This window comes from Erythrobacter sp. HI0063 (assembly GCF_001635685.1).
In the GTDB taxonomy this organism is placed as follows: Bacteria; Pseudomonadota; Alphaproteobacteria; order Sphingomonadales; family Sphingomonadaceae; genus Qipengyuania.
This window is the reverse complement of sequence record NZ_LWFF01000052.1, coordinates 1-18,382: the sequence shown is the minus strand read 5'-3', so window position 1 is coordinate 18,382 and position 18,382 is coordinate 1. Positions and strand designations below refer to the sequence as shown.

Below are 18,382 nucleotides of genomic sequence, written 5' to 3'. Positions count from 1 at the left end.
GTCTCCCGCGCGCCGGCAGGCGGTCACCGGAATAGAGGATGTGGCTAGGATGGCTGCGTCGGTCATGCCCCCGAAATGCGCCGGTCCTGGCCCGCCCAATAGGGCTCTCGAAGCTTTGAACGAAGCACCTTTCCGACATTGCTCAACGGCAGTGGCTCGGCGGTAAAAACGACCTTGCTTGGCTTTTTTGCGGAGCCCAGACGCTGGCGCACCAAATCTATTATCTCGGTCTCCGTGATTTGTGCTCCGGGCTTGACACGCACCATTGCAAGCGGCGTTTCACCCCATTTTTCATGGGGCACGCCAAAGACCGCGACCTCGAGTACACCGGGATGGTCGGCAATTACGTTTTCGATTTCGGTGGGATAGATATTGAAGCCGCCTGACACGATCATGTCGTTGTTGCGATCGAGCAGATACAAAAATCCGTTTGTGTCGATCATGCCGACATCGCCGGTTTTGACCCAGCCATCTTCCATGCGCCGGGCGGTTTCCTCCGGATCGTTCCAGAATTCCTCCATCTGGCCATTTTCGAACCGTGCGACGATCTCGCCGGGCTCGTTTGGTCCCAGCACCTTTCCGTCCTCGTTACGGATTTCGATATCGGCGCCGCTCATGGGACGTCCGACCGCCCGAATTGGGGCAGAACCTTCAAATTCGCCGAACCACTCGTTGGGCCCCATAGACGCGATGGGCAGGATTTCGGTCTGTCCATAGCCCGAATGAAGAACATGATTCCCGAATATCTGGCACGACTTGCGAAGCGTCGGCTCGGAGATCGGCGCTGAAGCACTCAGCAGAAACTTCAAATTCGGAAAGTGGCGGCCATATGCCCCGTCGTGATGCACTATGGCATTGAGCATGGTGGGGGCTACAAAGGCATGGCTGATCCGTTCCTGCTCGAGAGTGTCAAGAAAGGACGCTGGATCGAAGCCGTCCATCATCACGTTGCGGGCGCCGCAATACCAGGCCGGCACGAACAGGAAGCCCGATGCATGGGACAACGGGCCGACATGCAGAATGGCATCCCCTGGAGCCACTTGGGGGCCGATGCTGAAAAATGCGGCGGAGATCGTCATCCATGAACGGTGCCGATAGGCAACGCCCTTGGGTTTGCCCGTCGTGCCGCCGGTGTGGCGGATGACACAATAGTCCTCCGGCGCGACGACGGGATCGGGATCCCGGTCCGAGGCTGTCGCCAACCAATTCTCATAGTTGTGATCGCGGATAATGATCCGCTCAAGCGTCGGAGCTTGGGCATCCAGCCCCGCCAACTCCGAAGCCAATGCCTCATCGACCAGCGCCAACCGAGATCCGGTACTCGCGATCATATGGGCGTGCGCTTCACATCGGTTGCGCGCATAGAGAGGAACACGCGTATAGTTTCCAATGGCAGCCGCCAGTATGATGTCGGCGGCCTCGATGGAGTTCTTCTCCAGCGTAGCAATCCGGTCACCCGGTTGAAGGCCGCACTCCGCAAGAGCATTTGCGAGCTTCACGCCGCGCAACCAGGCTTCCGAGAAAGTCAACCGCCTGTGGCCGTGAACGAGAGCCTCTTGCTGGGCGAAATAACGTGCGGCGCGACGTATTTGCGTACGGACGTCCATCAGCCGCGCTCCTCTAAGGCGCTCGCCCACAATGGCGCAGTCGACACATAATAAACTGACATGCGATAGGCCTCTCCGGACTTCTTTTCGTAAGCATCTGTGTCTGCAGCATTGATCCAATCGTCCAATTCAATATTCTGCGATGCTATTCTTGCTGCTCATATTATCGTGCCGGATCATGTCGGCGGCTTTCTCGCCGATCATGATGCAGGTTGCATTGGTGTTGCCGTTGACGACTGATGGCATGATCGAGGCATCGGCCACGCGGATATTTGCGAGGCCGTGAACGCGCAGGCGGTTGTCGACCACCGCCATCTCGTCGGTGCCCATCTTGCATGTTCCCACCGGATGATAAGCATGATTGGCTTCTGCCCGGATATAGGCGTCGATCTCTTCATCAGTTTCAAGGTAGCGGTCAGGATAGAGAGGCCGTTTCATCATCGCCTTCATGCGATCCGAATGCAGGATCTCCTGCACGACACGGAAGGCATTGCGCAACGTCTTGAGGTCGTCGGGATGACTCAAGAGATTGAGGTCCATCTTGGGATCGGATTCGGGGTTTGAGTCATGTAAGGCAACCCAGCCGCGGCTCTTTGGGCGCCCAATATTGAGAATGATCGTATAGCCCCATTTCGTCATCAGCTTGTAGTCGCGCGCATGGTCGCGATAGGCGAGCGGCACGACATGGACCTGGCAATCCGCCCGGTTCTGCCCCGGCGCGGATCGCAAGAAACCGCCTGCAGCCGTGGGCGGCGATGCCAGCCAGCTTTTCCTTTGCGTGAGATACTGGAATAGGTCTCGCACGGTCTTGATCGCGCCAACGACATTGAGTGCGATCCCGAGCCGCTTCTTCGACTGGTAGACCAGCATCAGGTCAGGATGGTCGTGAAGATTCTGGCCGACACCGGGAATATCATGAATCACTTCGATTCCATGCTTCTCCAACTCATCACGCGGTCCGATACCGGAAAGCATCAACAGTTGGGGCGAATTATAGGCGCCGCCGCTGACAATGACTTCCTTTTCGCACGGGATCGTCTTCAACTGCCCGTCCTGGGAATACTCGACTGCCACCGCGCGGTTGCCCTCAAACCTGATACGATGGACGCGGGCATGTACTTCGACGCGGAGGTTGCCGCGCCTGCCCATCACCGGATCAAGGTAACACGCCTTCACGCTGGCGCGCTTCCCGTCCTTCACGGTAAACTGATAGATGCCGACACCTTCCTGGCTGGCCCCATTGAAGTCCGGATTGGCTTGATGGTCCAGTCCAGTCGCCGCCTCGATGAAAGCATCATAGACATCGAATTCGCGCTTGCCGTTGGATACGTGAAGCGGTCCCGACGAGCCGTGAAACTCATCCTCACCGCGCTCATTATTCTCAGCCTTGCGGAAATAGGGCAGGACATCGTTGTAACCCCAGCCGTCGTTGCCGAGTTCGGCCCAGTGGTCGAAATCCGACCGGTCGCCGCGGATATAGACCATCCCGTTCATACCGCTCGATCCACCCAGCATCTTCCCGCGCGGATTGTAGAGGCGGCGGTCGTTGAGCGCCTTTGAAGGGTCGGTGTTGAACCGCCAGTTGAGCGTATTGATCCGATAGTCTTGGATCAGCGCCGCAAAAGCGCCGGGCGTGGACACAAGCGGCGAGGTGCCTGGGCCGCCTGCCTCGAGCAGGCAAACGGTGACATCGGGGTCCTCGGACAACCGGCTGGCGGTAACGCCGCCCGACGACCCACCTCCAATAATTACATAGTCAGCCATTTGCTTCCCTTGTCATTCGACCCATGCTGGCGACCCGGCGTCATGCAACATGCCAGCATCAACCGCCGCAGCCACGTCAGAGGATCTTTTCGAAGATGTTGAGTAGTCCTTCGGTCTTGCTCGAATAGGGTGGCAGAAGTTGACCAAGCAGGCTGAGTTTCGGCTGAGAGAACACCGGCTTGTAATGAGTGAAGCGCTCGAAACTGGCGACGCCGGTATAGGCACCGATGCCGCTCTGTCCGATGCCACCGAAAGGCAGCCGGCGCTGGAAGACGTGCATGACCGTGCCGTTGAGAGTCACGCCGCCAGCGTGCGTTTCGGAAATGATCTTGCGCCGTTCCTCACTTTCGTCGCCAAAATAATAGAGCGCCAGCGGGCGCTCATGCCGGTTTACGTAGCGAATGAGATCGTCTTCGGAGCGATATGGCATGATCGGCAGGATCGGTCCGAAAATCTCCTCCTGCATCATCGCCATGTCATCGGTAACGTCGAGAACCGCCAACGGCACGATCCGATGCCGTTCAGGAAGCGTTCCATCGCCGTTGTCCGAGAGGTTGAGCACCGTCGCGCCCTTGGCTTCGGCATCATCGAGCAAACCTTGGAGCCGCGCGAACTGTCGGTCATTGATGATACTGGTGAAATCGGGGTTGCTTGCCGCGTTGGGGTAGCATTTGGCAACCTGAGCGCGGAGTGCGGCGACGAAGCTTTCCATCTGATCGACATGGACGAAGGCATAGTCAGCGGCGATGCAGGTCTGGCCGGCGTTGAGCAGCTTGCCGAACACTAAGCTTTCACAGACTTGTGCAAGCGATGCACCCTTGCCCACGATGGCAGGGCATTTGCCGCCAAGTTCCAGAGTAACAGGTGTAAGGTTGGCAGCCGCCGCTTCATAGACTTTGCGGCCAACCGCGGGTGAACCGGTGAAGAGAATATGGTCGAAAGGTAGGGCCGTCATCGCCTGTGCCATGTCGGGCCCGCCCTGGACAATCGCGAATTCCTCTTCGGCGAAATACCGGCGCACAAGCCGCTCGCTGGCTTCGGCGGCGTTGGCGGAAACTTCGCTCGGCTTTGCGATCACGCGGTTGCCGGCCGCCAATGCACCGGCCGCGCCAACGAATATGGTGCCGAGCGGATAGTTCCACGTGCCGAGAACGCCCACCACACCTAGGGGCTGGGGGACCAGGCGCGATGAACCGGGAAGGCCGAAGATGTCAGTCTTCACCCGCCGCGGCCTCAGCCACGTCTTCAGATTGCGGCGCGCAAATTTAATTTCCGATATGCCAAGCATCAGGTCGAGCAGGATAGTCTCGTAGCGGGATCGAATGCCGAAATCGGCGGCAACGGCATCGACCAATTCGTCTCTGTGCTGCTCAAATATCCGGCCAAGGCGCCCGAGCAGGTCCATGCGTTCTTCGTAGCTGCGCGAAACCTGCTCACGCGTCCCTTCGCGTTGGGTCGCGAAAATTCGTTCCAGCTCAGTTCTGTTCCAAGACGCATCCACGTTAAATCGTCCGGAGGCGCGCCGGCCGCTCGGCGCTGCTCGCCTGGGCGGTGCTTTCAGCTGCGCCGATCTCAGTGATCGCAGCGCGCTCGATTCTGTACGCCGTGCCGATGAATGAGGGACCGTTGCCGGTGGAACGCATCATGGATACTCCTCGGTCTGAAAGTCAGGTCGAAAAATCGGGGGCAGCGGGCGGGAGAGGATGCCCGCCGCCCCCGTCGCAGCAGCGATCAGAACTTGACTGTCGCTTCGACGCCATAAGTGCGCGGCATGCCGCGGTTCAGATAATCGTAGCCGAACACGTTGAGGTTGAGGCCGTAGGTGTAGTAATATTTGTCGAACAGATTCTTCGCCCACAAGCTAACCGACATATTGTCGTGCGCATAGGTTAATCGCGCATTGGCGAGCCAGTAGCCCGGATTTGCGCATGTAATCGCCTTACCCGCGAGCGTTATGTTCGATCCCGCTGGGGGTGTATCGCACGGTGTCTGCCCATAATTCTTGAACGGATCAAAATAGTACTTGCCCATGTAGGACGCATCACCGCGCAAGGTCAGCTTGTTGGTGCCGTCATCGATCATATCCCAGTCGAATCCGGCCTGGAACGTAACCTCCGGCGCGTTCGGGAAGGGATTGCCGTTGACGTTCAATGTCGGGCTTGCCGGGTTTGCCGGATCGATCACATTGCCTTTGTACTTGCTGTTGAGATAGCCCAGCGAAGCATCGAAACGCAACGTATCGGCCACCTGCCAGGCGAGTTCGGCCTCGCCACCGAACAGGCGACCATTGGCGCTGCGCGTGAAGGTTGTAGCGCCAACCGCCTGCGTTACTTGGTGATTCGAATACTCGTAGTAGAAGCCCGCGAGGTTAAGTTGGACGCGGCGATCGAACAGCCGGGTTTTGAGCCCCGCCTCATATGCATTCACCTTTTCAGGCTGGATATAATAGACTTGATTGACGCCCTGATAGGCAAGCCCGTTGAAGCTGCCGCTGCGGTAACCGCGACTGTACTGGAGATAGCCCATGATATCATCGGCGAACTCATAGCTGACATTGATACGGCCGGTTAGCCTGTTTGCCTTTTCGCGCTGCTCAAGCGGCGCGAGATTGGGGTTGTATGGATTGCTGTAGGGGATCAGGTTGACAACCGGCGTCGTACCGTCGAGCGCATAGAGGAAAGTGCTGCCGTTAAGGTAATTGACCTTATCCTGGGTGTAGCGTGCACCCACCGCCACGGTCAGCCGCTCGGTCGTTTTCCAGGTTACGTCGCCGTAGATCGCCTTCGAGGGGCGCGACACGTCAAAACGCTGTTCGCCGAGGATCGGGGTGAACGGAGGCGCGCCTGCCCCGGCGCAGCCCGCCGAAAAGCTACCCCCCATGCCGCCATTGCCCGTATTATTGATCGCGATGTCGGTCTGGAGTGCAATCAGCGAGCGTGCATCAAGGAAGCCGTTGGGATTGATCTCGATCGCGTCGCAGAATCCGGCATCGCCAGGCCCCAACGCCGGATTGGCGGCAAAGGCTGGGATATAGCGGATCGCGTCGGGCGTTCCGATTGCGGCGTTATTGTAGCTGCCCGGAAGACCGGCGCCAAGCAGCAGCGGCCTCAGCGCCCCGAAAAAGTCCGGGTAGTTGACCGTCTTGACCTTGTCCCTGCCATAATAAAGGCCGGCAATGATATCGAGGCGGTCGTTCGAATAGCTGAAACGCAGATCCTGGTTGAAATTCTTGCTCGTCGACGTGAGGCCGATCGAGCAGAGATCGGCTGGGCCGCCATCGCAATCATCAGGATTGTTGATATAGTCGCCGGTGTCGTAGCCGGTAATCGAGGTGACGGAGAATTGGTCGCTGACATCCCATTTGATGTTGAGGGCTATCCCTTTCGACTTGCTGATGTTCTTACCTACCCGATCAACTGCGACCTCATTGTCACGCAGCAACCGCCCGCCTAGGAAAGGTTGCGGATCGTAACGCGAATAGCCGAGCGCATCCTGCCCGCCCGCGAGTTGACCACCTGCATAGGGCGCGGTGCCCCATGGATCGTCCTTCGCGGCATAGAGCTTCAAATTGATGTCGAGATCGGGATCGGGCCGGAAGCGGATCGAGATGCGACCGCCGATCGTATCGGTGGTCCCTAGGTCGCGCTCATTCCCAGGCAGTACATTGCGCTGCCAACCATCCCCTTTTGCAAAAGTACCGGCGACGCGGACGCCCAAGATGTCGGGAACCAGCGTCGCTTCAGCGGCGCCCTGCACCGTGAAAGTGTCGTAATTGGCATAGCCGGCGGTCAGATAGCCATTGGCCTCTCCCAGATCCGGCTTGCGCGTGAAGAAGCTGATCGCGCCACCCGTGGTGTTGCGACCGTAGAGTGTTCCTTGCGGTCCGCGCAGTACCTCGACCCGGTCGATGTCATAGAGTTGCAGGCCATGGCTCGCCCGGAAGCTCTGATAGACTTCATCGACATAGACGCCAACCGGCGACGCAGTGGAGGCGGAAAATTCGTTCGCCACTGAAATCCCGCGCAGCGAGAAATTCGGTTGGGTGCGACCATAGGGAGTGGTGACTTGCAGGCTGGGGATCGCGCCCATCAAGTCTGAGGTCTCCGTGATGCCGCGCGTGCGCAGCGTCTCGCCGCCTATGGCGGAAACGGCGGCCGGAACATCCTGCAAATTCTGTTCGCGCTTCTGCGCCGTGACGACGATTGTCTCAAGGTCACCTTCCTGCGCCTCGGGCTTTTCGCCCTGCGATGCAGCGTCCTGGGCATGTGCCGGCACTGCAAGCGCACACGCGATCGATAGCGCGGTGGCACAAAGCAAATTTGTCCTAAAGGCTGTGACCATGACTGTCCTCCCCACGGCATTTTTTGATTTGGCGCCATTTGCCGCGCCTTGGGGCTCATCGTCCAATTCAATTTGTTGGCGAACTATTCCTTCCACTCATTGATTGAGGATTGTTGAGCCTGCACCGGCGACGTCTCGTGGCGGAGCAAATGACCCCATACACTTCATTGGAATAGTCACGCTGAGCGCGCCCAGCGGGACGGATGCGCGCGCGCGAGGCGTTCCAATCCAGCTTTTCCAAACGGTGTATCGGTGTAATCGGCGGTGCCAACGGTTTTCCCTTGCCGAGTAGCAAAGGAAATCAGCTATTCGGGTGACCGTGAATGCACCATCTCTGTCGCCGTGAGCGGCGACAGCGCGCCTTGAAAGCAGCCCCGTCGACATCCGCGTATACGGGCTGTGCATTGTGCCGTTGTTGGATCATGAAGATGAGGTACGAATTCATCTGGCGATACGGATTCTCAGGCACGCCAAAGGGCCGTGTCTGGACGGCCGAATCGGTCGATGACCGAAGCCCTCATTCGCTTGCTTCCTGTGCACGGCTCAGAAGGCGACGCGGTCACTGCCCTTGAGACCGAGGATTTCCCTCGCTTCGGCGGGGCTCGCGGGTTCGTGACCCATTTCGGCGAGGATGCGCTTGATCTTCTCGACCTGCTGGGCATTCGAAGCCGCAAGGACGCCGCGTTCGATGAAAAGGCTGTCCTCGAGCCCGACGCGGACATAGCCGCCGAGCAACGCCGCCTGCGTCAGAAAGGGCATCTGGTGCCTACCCGCGGCGAGCACCGACCAGCGGTAATTGCCGCGTCCGAAGAGGCGATCGGCGGTTTCCTTCATATAATGAAGATTTTCGAGATCGGCACCGATGCCGCCCAATATGCCGAAGATCATCTGGACGAAGAAGGGTGGCTTCACCAGGCCGCGATCGACGAAATGGGCGAGATTGTAGAGATGGCCGACGTCATAGCATTCATGCTCAAATTTGGTACCCGCCTCCGCCATCGTCGTGAGGATCGTCTCGATATCGCGGAAGGTGTTGCGGAAGATATAGTCGTCGGAGCCGGTGACATAGTCCTTCTCCCACGCGTATTTCCAGTCGGCGATGCGCTTCGCGGCGGGGAAGAAGGCGAAATTGAGCGAGCCCATGTTGAGCGAGCAAAGCTCGGGCTTGAAACGCGCAGAGGCGGCGAGGCGCTCGGCGACCGGCATGGTGGCCGCACCGCCCGTCGTGATGTTGATGACGGCGTCGGTGCGCTGCCGGATCACGGGCAGGAAGCGGGCATAGACCTCGGGATCGCCGGTCGGCCTACCGTCCTCGGGGATGCGGGCATGGAGATGCAGGATCGCCGCGCCCGCTTCGGCGGCGGCGATCGACTGCTCGGCGATCTCCTCGGGCGTGACCGGGAGCGCGTCCGACATCGTCGGCGTGTGCGCCGATCCCGTCACCGCGCAGCTGATGATGACCTTGTTGCTCATGGCCAGACTCCATTCAATCGTCGAGGACGGCGACCGCGCGGGTCCAGCCTGCCGAAGCGCCTTTGATCTTGGTCGGGAAACACATCACGGTGAATCCGGAGGATGGAAGCGCTTCGAGATTATGCAGCTTCTCCAGATGGCAATAGCCGATTTCCCGACCCGCTTTGTGCCCCTCCCAGATCAGGTCGGCATTCCCGGTTTCGGCATATTTCTGCGCCGTGTAAGTGAACGGCGCGTCCCATGACCATGCATCGGTCCCTGTCACCCGGACACCGCGCTCAAGCAGGTGAAGCGTGGCTTCGCGGCCCATTCCACACCCCGCGTTGACATAGTCATCCGTGCCGTAGGCCGAACCGGCCCGCGTGTTGATGACCACGATGGTCAGCGGGCTGAGCTTGACGCCGATCCGATCGAGTTCAGCCCGAACATCCTCGGCGGTCACCACATAGCCATCGGGGAAATGCCGGAAATCGAGCTTGACGCCTGGTTGGCAGCACCAGTGGAGCGGAACCTCGTCGATCGTGATCGCCCGCTTGCCCCCATCCATCGTCGAATGAAAATGGTAAGGTGCGTCGAGATGCGTGCCGTTGTGCGTGATCAGCTCGACATGCTCGATCGCCCAGGCCTCGCCATCGGGCAGGTCGCTGGCCGTCATTCCGGGGAAGAAGGCCAGCATCTGTTCTCGTGTATCATCGTGCCCGAAATATCGGACCCGTGGACGAAAGGCCGCCGGATCCGATACGATATCATTCTCGATGGGCATCGAAATGTCGATGATGGACTCGGCGGTGGGAATCGTGATCATGAGAATATATTCCCGGCTAGAACTTATACCCGATGGTCACGCCATAGGTTCGCGGCTCCTCGAGGAAGCCGTTGACGCCAAATCCCACGATGCTGGAGCTGACAAAGGCGTTTGAGATGTACGTCTTGTTGGCGAGATTCTTGCCGTAGACGGTCACGCTCCAGCGATCGCCCGGATCGGTGTAGATCAGCGAGGCATTGAGCTTGGTCTTTGCCGGCTGCGACACCTGCGGAACGTTGAAGGCACTGAAATAGACCTTATCGACCCACAAGACCTCTCCGCGAAGGGCAAAGGATCCATGGTCCGAGCGCACGGTATATTGTGCCATGGCGTCGACCGTCCATTTGGGGGCTTGCGGCAGGCGGTTGCCGGCGTTGTTGAAAGCCGGTGCGCCGGTCGCCGGGTCGACGGTGCGCCCGTCACCTCCGGGTCGCGCGGGATCGATACTGATGAAACTGTCGAACTTGGCGTTGAGATAGGAGCCGGTCAGACCCAGTTCTAAGTCGGGCGTGGGGCGCGCGCGCAACTCGAGCTCGGCACCGTAGATCGTCGCTGTCGCCGCATTCTCCAGCGCGAGTGACGCGTTGACCACCTTGCCGACCTGGAGATCCTTGTAATCATAATAAAAGCCGGCAAGATTTATGCGGAGCCGCCGATCGAGGAATTCCGATTTCAGGCCCCCTTCATAGGCCGTGACCTTCTCCGGCTTCACGGGCGGCTGCACGCCGCCGACATTGTAGGTGCCGCTTTTGAAGCCTCGCGAAACCGAGGCGTAGAGCAAAGCGTCGGGCGTGATTTGATACTCGAGCGCCACTTTCGGCGTGAAGGATCGGAAGGTCTTGTGCGGTTGGCAGGTCGGGACCGATGGGATATCGGCTCCGCACTGGGCGAGCGGCGCGACGGGATTGGCGGGCGAATAGGGTCGCGCGAGGTCGAACTGAAGCTGTTCGGAAATGCCTTTTCGCTCGATGCTGTAACGGCCACCGACGACGAGGTGAATCTCCGGGGTCAGATTGTAGGTCGCTTGCCCGAAGATGGCGCCGGCATCAGTCTCGAGACGCCCGCCGGCATAATAGCCCTGGCGGATGACGCCGGGACCGCCGAAGCCAATATCATTGTAGGGAATGATGATCGCGCCGGCGTCATTTTCGTGGAAATAAAACTAAAAGGAAGATTCTGGCTGTCTCCCGTCAGCGCCTATGGCACAGATTTGAGGTTGTGATTTAAGGAGGATTTGGGCTTCGTCGTAGTGACGAAGGAACGAAGATGAAGCCCAAATCCTCAAGGTCCAAATCGCCTGCCGAGCAGGTGGTAAAAGACATTCGCCGCAAGACCCGCCGGCATTTCTCTGCTGAGGACAAGATCAGGATCGTCCTGGGTGGCCTGCGCGGCGATGACTCCATTGCCGAGCTGTGCCGCCGCGAGGGCATTGCGCAGAGCCTGTATTACACCTGGTCGAAGGAGTTCATGGAGGCTGGCAAGCGAAGGCTAGCTGGCGATACCGCCCGTGCTGCGACCACGGACGAGGTCAAGGACCTGCGGCGAGAAGCTCGCGATCTCAAGGAATGCGTGGCCGACCTCACCCTGGAAAACCGCCTGCTCAAAAAAAGCATGATCGCGGATGGGGGAGACGACGAATGAGGTATCCCGCATCCGAGAAGCTCGAGATCATCCGGATCGTCGAGCAGTCGCATCTGCCCGCCAAACGCACGCTGGACCAACTCGGTGTGGCACGGCGAACCTTCTACCGCTGGTATGACCGTTACCTCGAAGGCGGGCCGGAGGCGCTCCAGGACCGCCCTTCAGCGCCGAGCCGGGTGTGGAACCGCATCGGCGAGGATATCCAGGACCAGATCGTCGAGATGGCGCTGGAGCAGACCGATCTGTCCCCGCGCGAGCTGGCGGTGCGCTTCACCGACGAGCGGCGCTACTTCGTGTCGGAAGCCACGGTTTACCGGCTGCTCAGGGCTCATGATCTGATCACCAGCCCGGCCTACACCGTGATCAAGGCGGCAGATGCGTTCCACACACAAACCTCCCGCCCCAACGAGATGTGGCAGACCGACTTTACCTACTTCAAGATCATCGGATGGGGCTGGGTCTATCTATCGACCGTGCTCGATGATTACTCGCGCTACATCATTGCATGGAAGCTCTGCACCACCATGCGGGCCGAGGACGTCACCGAGACGCTGGACATGGCGCTGGCAGCCTCAGGCTGCGACCACGCCAACGTGCTGCACAGGCCCCGCCTTCTCAGCGACAACGGCCCCAGCTACATCGCCGGAGAACTGGCCGAATACATCGAAGCGAACCAGATGAGCCATGTGCGGGGCGCCCCCTTCCATCCGCAAACCCAAGGCAAGATCGAGCGCTGGCACCAGACCCTGAAGAACCGCGTGCTGCTAGAGAACTACTTCCTGCCCGGCGATCTCCACCAGCAGATCGAGGCCTTCGTCGAGCATTACAACCACTGCCGATACCACGAGAGCCTCGACAATGTGACACCTGCCGATACCTACTTCGGCAGGGCTCCTGCCATCATCAAACGAAGAGAAAGGATCAAGCGAAAGACACTCGAACATCGGCGCTTGCAACACCGCAGGCTCGCCGCCTAGCATCAAACCTCAGACGAGGCCCGCACTCCGCAAACCTACGCCGCGAGTTGTGCCAAATGTTCTGACGACGGACACATCCGACAAGGAGCGACTTGGGAGCTTACCTGGGCAGGCTCGCCCGAATTCGCTGTAGCTGAGGTTTGATGGAGGTCAGTCTGTTGATCGCCTCGCTCGGTCGCGACCTGCGGCTAGCTTGCTTGGTGAATTAGTAGCCGCACGATCGCATAAACGAGCACTGGCAGAACCAGGCAGCCAACCCAGTAATTGTGCAGATTTCTCCTTTCCCGCTCATCCACTGTGGCTATCCGAAAATTCGCGGTATGCTTGGTTGGCAAAAAAATGTCGGTCGGAGCGCGCAAGCTCGGTAAGTTATTGCTTTACGAAACTTATTGAGCTTGCCGCCGGTCACACGAAATGAGAATCTCGCTCTATGTGGCGCGGAATCCCGTTTTCCGAGGCTTTTGACAGCTTCACTTTCAGGCCGCCGCCGGTCAGCGCCGCCATGCTCGCCGAATGATGCGGTGCGCGAAACGGGCGCGCACGGCTGATCCGGCCTTCTTCGAGCGTGCCCGCGACTGACTGGACCATGCTGACTTCCAGCGCCTCGGCAGGCGAGAGGTCGGGCAGAATACCGGGCAGACAACTTGCCAGAAGCGATTTGCCTGTACCCGGCGGCCCGATCATTAAAAGATTGTGTCCACCCGCCGCCGCGATTTCCAACGCGCGCTTGGCGGTTTCCTGGCCTTTGACGCGTTTCAAATCCGGCCCCGGTGCGTTTGCCTCGATCTCGCCGGGCTTCGGATCGGGTAGTCTTTGCGTGCCCTTCAGATGATTTAACAGGCTGGCAAGATCGGGCGCGGCGATGACCGGAACCTCGCTTGCCCATTTGGCTTCGGCCCCTTGGGCGCGCGGACAGATCAGGCCGCATTCCTGCTCGCTCGCATGGATCGCGGCGAGAAGCACGCCGGGCGAGGGCACGATCCGCGCATCGAGTGCGAGTTCCCCGACTGCGATATATTCGGTCAGCTGCTCGGCATCGGTAACACCCATCGCCGCGAGCAGCGCCAGCGCGATCGGCAGATCGTAATGCGATCCTTCCTTGGGCAGATCGGCTGGCGACAGGTTCACCGTGATCCGTTTGGGCGGCAGCGCCAGCCCCATCGCGGACAGCGCGGCCTGCACCCTCTCGCGGCTTTCGCCCACGGCCTTGTCCGGCAAGCCCACCACCGCGAAGCGCGGCAGACCGGGCGCGACCTGGCACTGCACCTCCACGGCGCGCGCCTCCAGGCCGAGATAGGCCACCGTGCGGATTAATGCGACCAAAGGTGCCCCTCGATTTTCCGTTTTCGTTAACCACCGTTGTGCGGCGATATGCGCGCCCTGTCGAGAGGCCATGCACGTCGTGACCTAATGCTTTGAAACCTCTATGAAAGGGCCGTTAGGGACAGACATTGGGAGCTTCGCAAGTCGGCGCGGCGATACCGGATGCATGACCCGCTCCGCTCCCTTTGCCCTCGCCGCTCTCGCCGCCACTTTCATCGGCGCCTCGCCCGCCGCGGCTCAATCGCTCGGCATGATCTACCTTCCCGGCCAGCCGGTAGTGCAGGAAACCTTGCAGCCCCGGATCGCCTATGCTCGGCCCAACGTGCCGCTGGCCGGACAGCCACTGCTTTACGCCGCCGAGCCAGCCGATCTGCCAGTCTGGCGCCCCGCGCAGAGCGTGCGCGCTTCTGCGCCCCAGCCGCACACTCAGCGTTTCGTCGAATCGCACCGAGTGCGGCCGAGCTATGGTGCGGTCGAATACGGCCCCTTCCGTGTGGTCGATGGCCAGACAGTCATGTTGTTGGGCGAGACCGATTCGCGCAGCCCCGCGCAGTTCGCGCGTTTGCTGCGCGATCATCCAGGTCTGGCTCGCTTGGAAATGGTCGAATGCCCGGGGACGCTGGACGATCGTGCCAATCTGGAATTGGGGCGCATGATCCGGCGCGCGGGCCTGTCGACCGTGGTGCCTGCCAACGGCTCGGTCCGTTCGGGCGCGGTGGAACTGTTCCTGGCGGGCGTCGAGCGCCGCATCGACAATGGGGCGGAATTCGCCGTCCATAGCTGGCGCGACGAATACGGTCGCGAGGCGGACGATTTCGCCATGGATGCGCCGCAGAATCGCACCTATCTCGACTATTATCGCGAAATGGGCATGGACGATCGGCAGGCGCGTGCCTTCTATGCGATGACCAATTCGGTGCCCCACCATCGTGCGCGGTGGATGCGCGCGGCAGAAATGCGCGACTGGGTCGGTTATCGCGCCCCGGTCGAGCGGGCTTCGGCTCCGCAACCGCGCGTGCAAAACCCGCGGATTGCCTACCTCTCGCTCGAAGTGTCGTGATCTGTTAGAGGCTTGACGGAGGGGCGCGGCTATTCTAAGCGCGCCTCCTGTCAGCGGTCGCCTCGACGGGCGGCCCTTTTTGTTGGCGCGGCATATCCGCGCCTCGAACCCGATTTTTTTAAGGACGATCCGATGAAGCGGACTTTCCAGCCTTCGAACCTTGTACGCGCCCGTCGCCACGGCTTCTTCGCCCGCAAGGCGACTCCCGGTGGCCGCAAGGTCCTGCGCGCTCGCCGCAAGCGCGGCCGCAAGAACCTCTGCGCGTAATCCAGAAGCGCCCGCTTCGGCGGGTGCATTACCTTCGCGCCCGACGGCGTCGATAGCGGCCAATCGGCCTTGCGGGCTCCCCATGGAGCCCGTTTTCGTGCGCGTGTCAGCCGCGAGCGAGATGGTGGCCGGTGACCGATCCCGACCGGTGACTAGCCGGTCGCAAGCGCGCTCGCAGTCGCCCGAAGCGAAGCGGAGGATCAGCGCCGAGGACTAACCCGCGCAGGCGGGTTAGCAAAACCCAAAGACTCTCCCTTCGCTCCAAGCTATCCTCACGAAATGCCCGCTCCGCCCTCCACCATCCGCAAGCGCGCCGACTTTCTGGCCGCGAATCGCGGATTGCGCGTGGCGCGGCCCGGCTTTGTGCTGCTGGCCCACCCCAATGGAGGGCGGGGTAAGCGATTCGGGATCACGGTGACCAAGAAGGTCGGCAATGCCGTGGTCCGCAACCGGATGAAGCGGCGCTTCCGCGAATTACTGCGCGCGGCCTTGCCGGAACGCGGTCTCGCCGATCACGATCATGTCCTCATCGGGCGTGACGGCGGGATCGAGCGCGATTTTACAGCGCTGTCGGCCGAGCTCGACGAAGCGCTGGCGCGCGCCGCTGCGGGCAAGGGGGACCGGCGGCGGCCTTCGCATCGCGGCCCGCGGCGCAAGGGCGGGCGGCCCGCCAAGGCCTTGGCATGAAATATCCGCTGATCTGGATCGCGCGCGCCTGGCAATGGGGGCCTAGCCGCATCCTGCCACCTACCTGCCGCTACTCCCCGTCGTGCAGCGAATACGCTGTGCAAGCGCTCAGCAAACACGGTGCAATCAGGGGTGGATGGCTGGCGACGAAGCGTATACTGCGCTGCCACCCGTGGGGCGGCCACGGCCACGATCCGGTTCCCTGACCGGCTCGCTAGGCCCGGGGCTTTCGTTTTCTCGGACTGATATACCTTGCCAATACACCTGCCGGCCCCCATCTCTCCCGGCAGGCAAATCGACGGATGGGATCGATCTTGAACAATTCGCGCAACCTGATCCTGGCAGTAGTCCTTTCGGCGCTGCTGCTGTTCGGCTGGGACGCTGCCATGGGCTGGCTGTATCCGCAGCCGGTCGAGGTCCAGCAGGCGGAAAAGGCGGATACGCCCGCAGAAAACGCTGCGGTCGCCGATGGCGGCACTGTCGGCACGGGGCCGGTGGCGCGCCCGGTCGATCTCGCGACCGCCTTGCGCGGCGGCAATCGAGTGCGGATCGATGCGCCGAGCGTGCAGGGCTCGATCAATCTGGAAGGCGCCCGGATCGACGATCTGGTGCTCACGCATTATCGCGAAACGACCGAGCCGGGGTCCGACTACGTTCGCCTGTTCTCGCCCGAGGGGACCGAGACCCAGCAATGGGCCGAATTCGGCTTCCTCGCCAACGGTCAGCGCGCCGGAATGGGTGCGACCTGGCAGGCCGATGGCGACGTGCTCTCGCCCGACAGCCCGGTCGTGCTGACGCGCACCGGCGAAGATGGCCTGCGCTATCGAATCGAACTGTCGATCGACGATGAATACATGATCACCGCGCAGCAGACCGTCGGCAATGCGGGCGCGGGCGCGGCGGTGGTTCAGCCCTTCTCCTATATCGCGCGGACGAGCGAGACCGCGACGCAGGATATGTGGATCGCGCATTCCGGCCCGATCGGCGTGTTCGACGGATCGGCGGATTACGACAATGATTACGACGACGTCGCCGAAGCGGGCACCGTGGCCGCGCCGGGGCGCGCGGCGTGGCTCGGCTTTACGGATATTTACTGGCTCTCTGCTCTGGTCCCGGTCCAGACGGCGGAGTTCCGCGCCGATTTCCGCAGCCTCGGCAACGACCTGTTCCGCGCCGATCTGATCCATGATCCGATGACGGTCGGCGCGGGCCAGCAGACCTCCAGTACCACGCGCCTGTTCGCGGGCGCCAAGGAAAGCTCGGTGCTCGACGCCTATCAGGACGCGGGCATCGCGCAGTTCGGCCTCGCGATCGACTGGGGCTGGTTCCGCTGGTTCGAAAAGCCGCTTTTGTGGCTGCTCAAAACCTTCAATGGGCTGGTCGGCAATTTCGGCGTCGCGATCATTCTTCTGACGGTGGTCGTGCGCGGGTTGATGTTCCCGGTCGCGCAGAAGCAGTTTTCCTCCATGGCCGCGATGAAGGCGATTCAGCCCAAGATGAAGGCGGTGCAGGAAAAATATAAGGACGACCGGACGAAGCAGCAGCAGGAGATCCAGAAGCTGTTCAAGGACGAAGGCGTCAATCCGCTCGCCGGCTGCCTGCCCTTGATCCTTCAAATTCCGATCTTCTTCGCGCTCTATAAAGTGCTCATCCTCGCGATCGAAATGCGGCACGAGAAGTTCCTGTGGGTCCACGATCTCTCCGCGCCCGATCCGTGGAACCTCGCCAACGGACTGGCGGCTCTCGGCATCGAGGTGCCCGGCTTCCTGATGATCATCTTCGGCATCGGGGTGCTGGCCCTGCTGCTCGGTTTCACCATGTGGCTCACCTTCAAGATGAACCCCAGTGCGATGGACCCGGTTCAGCAGCAGATTTTCTCGATCATGCCGTGGATTCTGATGTTCGTGATGGCGCCCTTTGCCGCCGGCCTGCTGCTTTACTGGAACACCAGCAATATCCTGACGCTGGCGCAGCAGAAATATCTCTATTCCAAGCACCCGCAGCTGCGCGCGGCGGCGGAAAAGGAAAAGGCCGAGAAGGAAGCGGCTGCCGCCGCCAAGGCGAACGGGTGACGAGCGAAGCGGAACAGGCCGAACAGGCGGCCCTGGTAAAGCGGGCGGGAAAGCTGTTTTCCGGTCGGGTGGATTTCCTCCTCTCCGCGCCGCAGCTCAAATTCCTGCCCGATCCGGACGTGCCGGAAATCGCCTTTTGCGGGCGCTCCAATGTGGGCAAGAGCTCGCTGCTGAACGCTTTGACCGGCCGCCGCGCGATCGCGCGTACCTCGGTGACGCCGGGCCGCACGCAGGAGCTGAACTTCTTCGAAGTGGGCGAGCCGACGCTGTTTCGCCTCGTCGACATGCCCGGCTACGGTTTTGCCAAGGCCCCGGTCGCGGTGGTCGAGAAATGGCGCAAGCTGGTCCGCACCTATCTGCGCGGA

The 18,382-nt window shown here is 60.8% G+C and carries 15 protein-coding genes and 1 pseudogene; 7 read left to right on the top strand and 9 right to left on the bottom strand.

Annotated elements, in window-relative coordinates; all coding sequences use genetic code 11:
- Positions 1-62 precede the first annotated feature (62 nt).
- The 8 genes from A3736_RS02190 to A3736_RS02160 form a co-directional block, all read right to left on the bottom strand.
- Positions 63-1,607: a class I adenylate-forming enzyme family protein gene (locus tag A3736_RS02190; RefSeq protein WP_026108915.1), complete on the bottom strand. Its 1,545-nt coding sequence runs from the start codon at positions 1,605-1,607 to the stop codon at positions 63-65.
- A gap of 129 nt (positions 1,608-1,736) precedes the next feature.
- Positions 1,737-3,371, bottom strand: coding sequence for a GMC family oxidoreductase (locus A3736_RS02185; RefSeq protein ID WP_082851261.1), 1,635 nt, complete (start codon positions 3,369-3,371; stop codon positions 1,737-1,739).
- A 76-nt stretch (positions 3,372-3,447) separates the two neighbouring features.
- Positions 3,448-4,872, bottom strand: coding sequence for an aldehyde dehydrogenase family protein (locus A3736_RS02180; protein ID WP_067678632.1), 1,425 nt, complete (start codon positions 4,870-4,872; stop codon positions 3,448-3,450).
- Between the two features lies 1 nt (position 4,873).
- A complete protein-coding gene (locus A3736_RS16905; RefSeq protein ID WP_011415058.1) occupies positions 4,874-5,017 on the bottom strand; it encodes a hypothetical protein in 144 nt (47 codons plus the stop codon).
- 85 nt (positions 5,018-5,102) lie between these two features.
- On the bottom strand, positions 5,103-7,646 hold the full coding sequence (locus A3736_RS02175; RefSeq protein ID WP_011415057.1) for a TonB-dependent receptor: 2,544 nt from the start codon (positions 7,644-7,646) through the stop codon (positions 5,103-5,105).
- Between the two features lie 609 nt (positions 7,647-8,255).
- A complete protein-coding gene (locus A3736_RS02170; protein ID WP_011415056.1) occupies positions 8,256-9,185 on the bottom strand; it encodes a 3-keto-5-aminohexanoate cleavage protein in 930 nt (309 codons plus the stop codon).
- Positions 9,186-9,198: 13 nt separating this feature from the next.
- Positions 9,199-9,990 (bottom strand): cyclase family protein, encoded by a 792-nt coding sequence (locus tag A3736_RS02165; RefSeq protein WP_011415055.1) that lies wholly within the window; start codon positions 9,988-9,990, stop codon positions 9,199-9,201.
- 16 nt (positions 9,991-10,006) lie between these two features.
- Complete coding sequence (locus A3736_RS02160) at positions 10,007-11,026, bottom strand: TonB-dependent receptor (RefSeq protein WP_231679524.1); 1,020 nt, start codon at positions 11,024-11,026, stop codon at positions 10,007-10,009.
- Between the two features lie 230 nt (positions 11,027-11,256).
- Between A3736_RS02160 and A3736_RS02145 the strand changes: the two genes are divergently transcribed.
- Positions 11,257-12,608 (top strand): IS3 family transposase gene (locus A3736_RS02145; RefSeq protein ID WP_155806041.1). Its coding sequence is split into 2 segments (ribosomal slippage): positions 11,257-11,592 and positions 11,595-12,608, totalling 1,350 coding nucleotides; the frame shifts between segments, so codons are not numbered across the junction.
- Positions 12,609-13,061: 453 nt separating this feature from the next.
- Here the strand turns inward: A3736_RS02145 and A3736_RS02140 are convergent.
- Positions 13,062-13,931, bottom strand: a pseudogene (locus A3736_RS02140) (YifB family Mg chelatase-like AAA ATPase); the annotation flags it as partial.
- Between the two features lie 166 nt (positions 13,932-14,097).
- On the opposite strand from A3736_RS02140, the gene A3736_RS02135 reads away from it, so the two are divergent.
- The 6 genes from A3736_RS02135 to yihA form a co-directional block, all read left to right on the top strand.
- Positions 14,098-14,991: a hypothetical protein gene (locus A3736_RS02135; protein WP_067678626.1), complete on the top strand. Its 894-nt coding sequence runs from the start codon at positions 14,098-14,100 to the stop codon at positions 14,989-14,991.
- Between the two features lie 132 nt (positions 14,992-15,123).
- Positions 15,124-15,258, top strand: coding sequence for a 50S ribosomal protein L34 (gene rpmH, locus A3736_RS02130; RefSeq protein WP_067678623.1), 135 nt, complete (start codon positions 15,124-15,126; stop codon positions 15,256-15,258).
- 279 nt (positions 15,259-15,537) lie between these two features.
- Positions 15,538-15,945 (top strand): ribonuclease P protein component, encoded by a 408-nt coding sequence (rnpA, locus tag A3736_RS02125; protein ID WP_067678619.1) that lies wholly within the window; start codon positions 15,538-15,540, stop codon positions 15,943-15,945.
- On the top strand, positions 15,942-16,151 hold the full coding sequence (yidD, locus tag A3736_RS16560; RefSeq protein ID WP_082851260.1) for a membrane protein insertion efficiency factor YidD: 210 nt from the start codon (positions 15,942-15,944) through the stop codon (positions 16,149-16,151). Before rnpA ends, yidD begins: the two co-directional genes overlap by 4 nt.
- A gap of 96 nt (positions 16,152-16,247) precedes the next feature.
- On the top strand, positions 16,248-18,017 hold the full coding sequence (gene yidC / locus A3736_RS02120) for a membrane protein insertase YidC (protein ID WP_233999182.1): 1,770 nt from the start codon (positions 16,248-16,250) through the stop codon (positions 18,015-18,017).
- A partial coding sequence (gene yihA / locus A3736_RS02115; protein WP_067678638.1) for a ribosome biogenesis GTP-binding protein YihA/YsxC occupies positions 18,014-18,382 on the top strand: 369 nt, incomplete at its 3' end. The genes yidC and yihA, both read left to right, overlap by 4 nt.

Coding starts and splice junctions, on each gene's coding strand:
- A3736_RS02190 (WP_026108915.1), bottom strand. CDS start 1,607: ATGGACGTCCGTACGCAAATACGTCGCGCCGCACGTTATTTCGCCCAG.
- A3736_RS02185 (WP_082851261.1), bottom strand. CDS start 3,371: ATGGCTGACTATGTAATTATTGGAGGTGGGTCGTCGGGCGGCGTTACC.
- A3736_RS16905 (WP_011415058.1), bottom strand. CDS start 5,017: ATGATGCGTTCCACCGGCAACGGTCCCTCATTCATCGGCACGGCGTAC.
- A3736_RS02170 (WP_011415056.1), bottom strand. CDS start 9,185: ATGAGCAACAAGGTCATCATCAGCTGCGCGGTGACGGGATCGGCGCAC.
- A3736_RS02165 (WP_011415055.1), bottom strand. CDS start 9,990: ATGATCACGATTCCCACCGCCGAGTCCATCATCGACATTTCGATGCCC.
- A3736_RS02135 (WP_067678626.1), top strand. CDS start 14,098: ATGACCCGCTCCGCTCCCTTTGCCCTCGCCGCTCTCGCCGCCACTTTC.
- rpmH (WP_067678623.1), top strand. CDS start 15,124: ATGAAGCGGACTTTCCAGCCTTCGAACCTTGTACGCGCCCGTCGCCAC.
- rnpA (WP_067678619.1), top strand. CDS start 15,538: ATGCCCGCTCCGCCCTCCACCATCCGCAAGCGCGCCGACTTTCTGGCC.
- yidD (WP_082851260.1), top strand. CDS start 15,942: ATGAAATATCCGCTGATCTGGATCGCGCGCGCCTGGCAATGGGGGCCT.
- yidC (WP_233999182.1), top strand. CDS start 16,248: ATGGGATCGATCTTGAACAATTCGCGCAACCTGATCCTGGCAGTAGTC.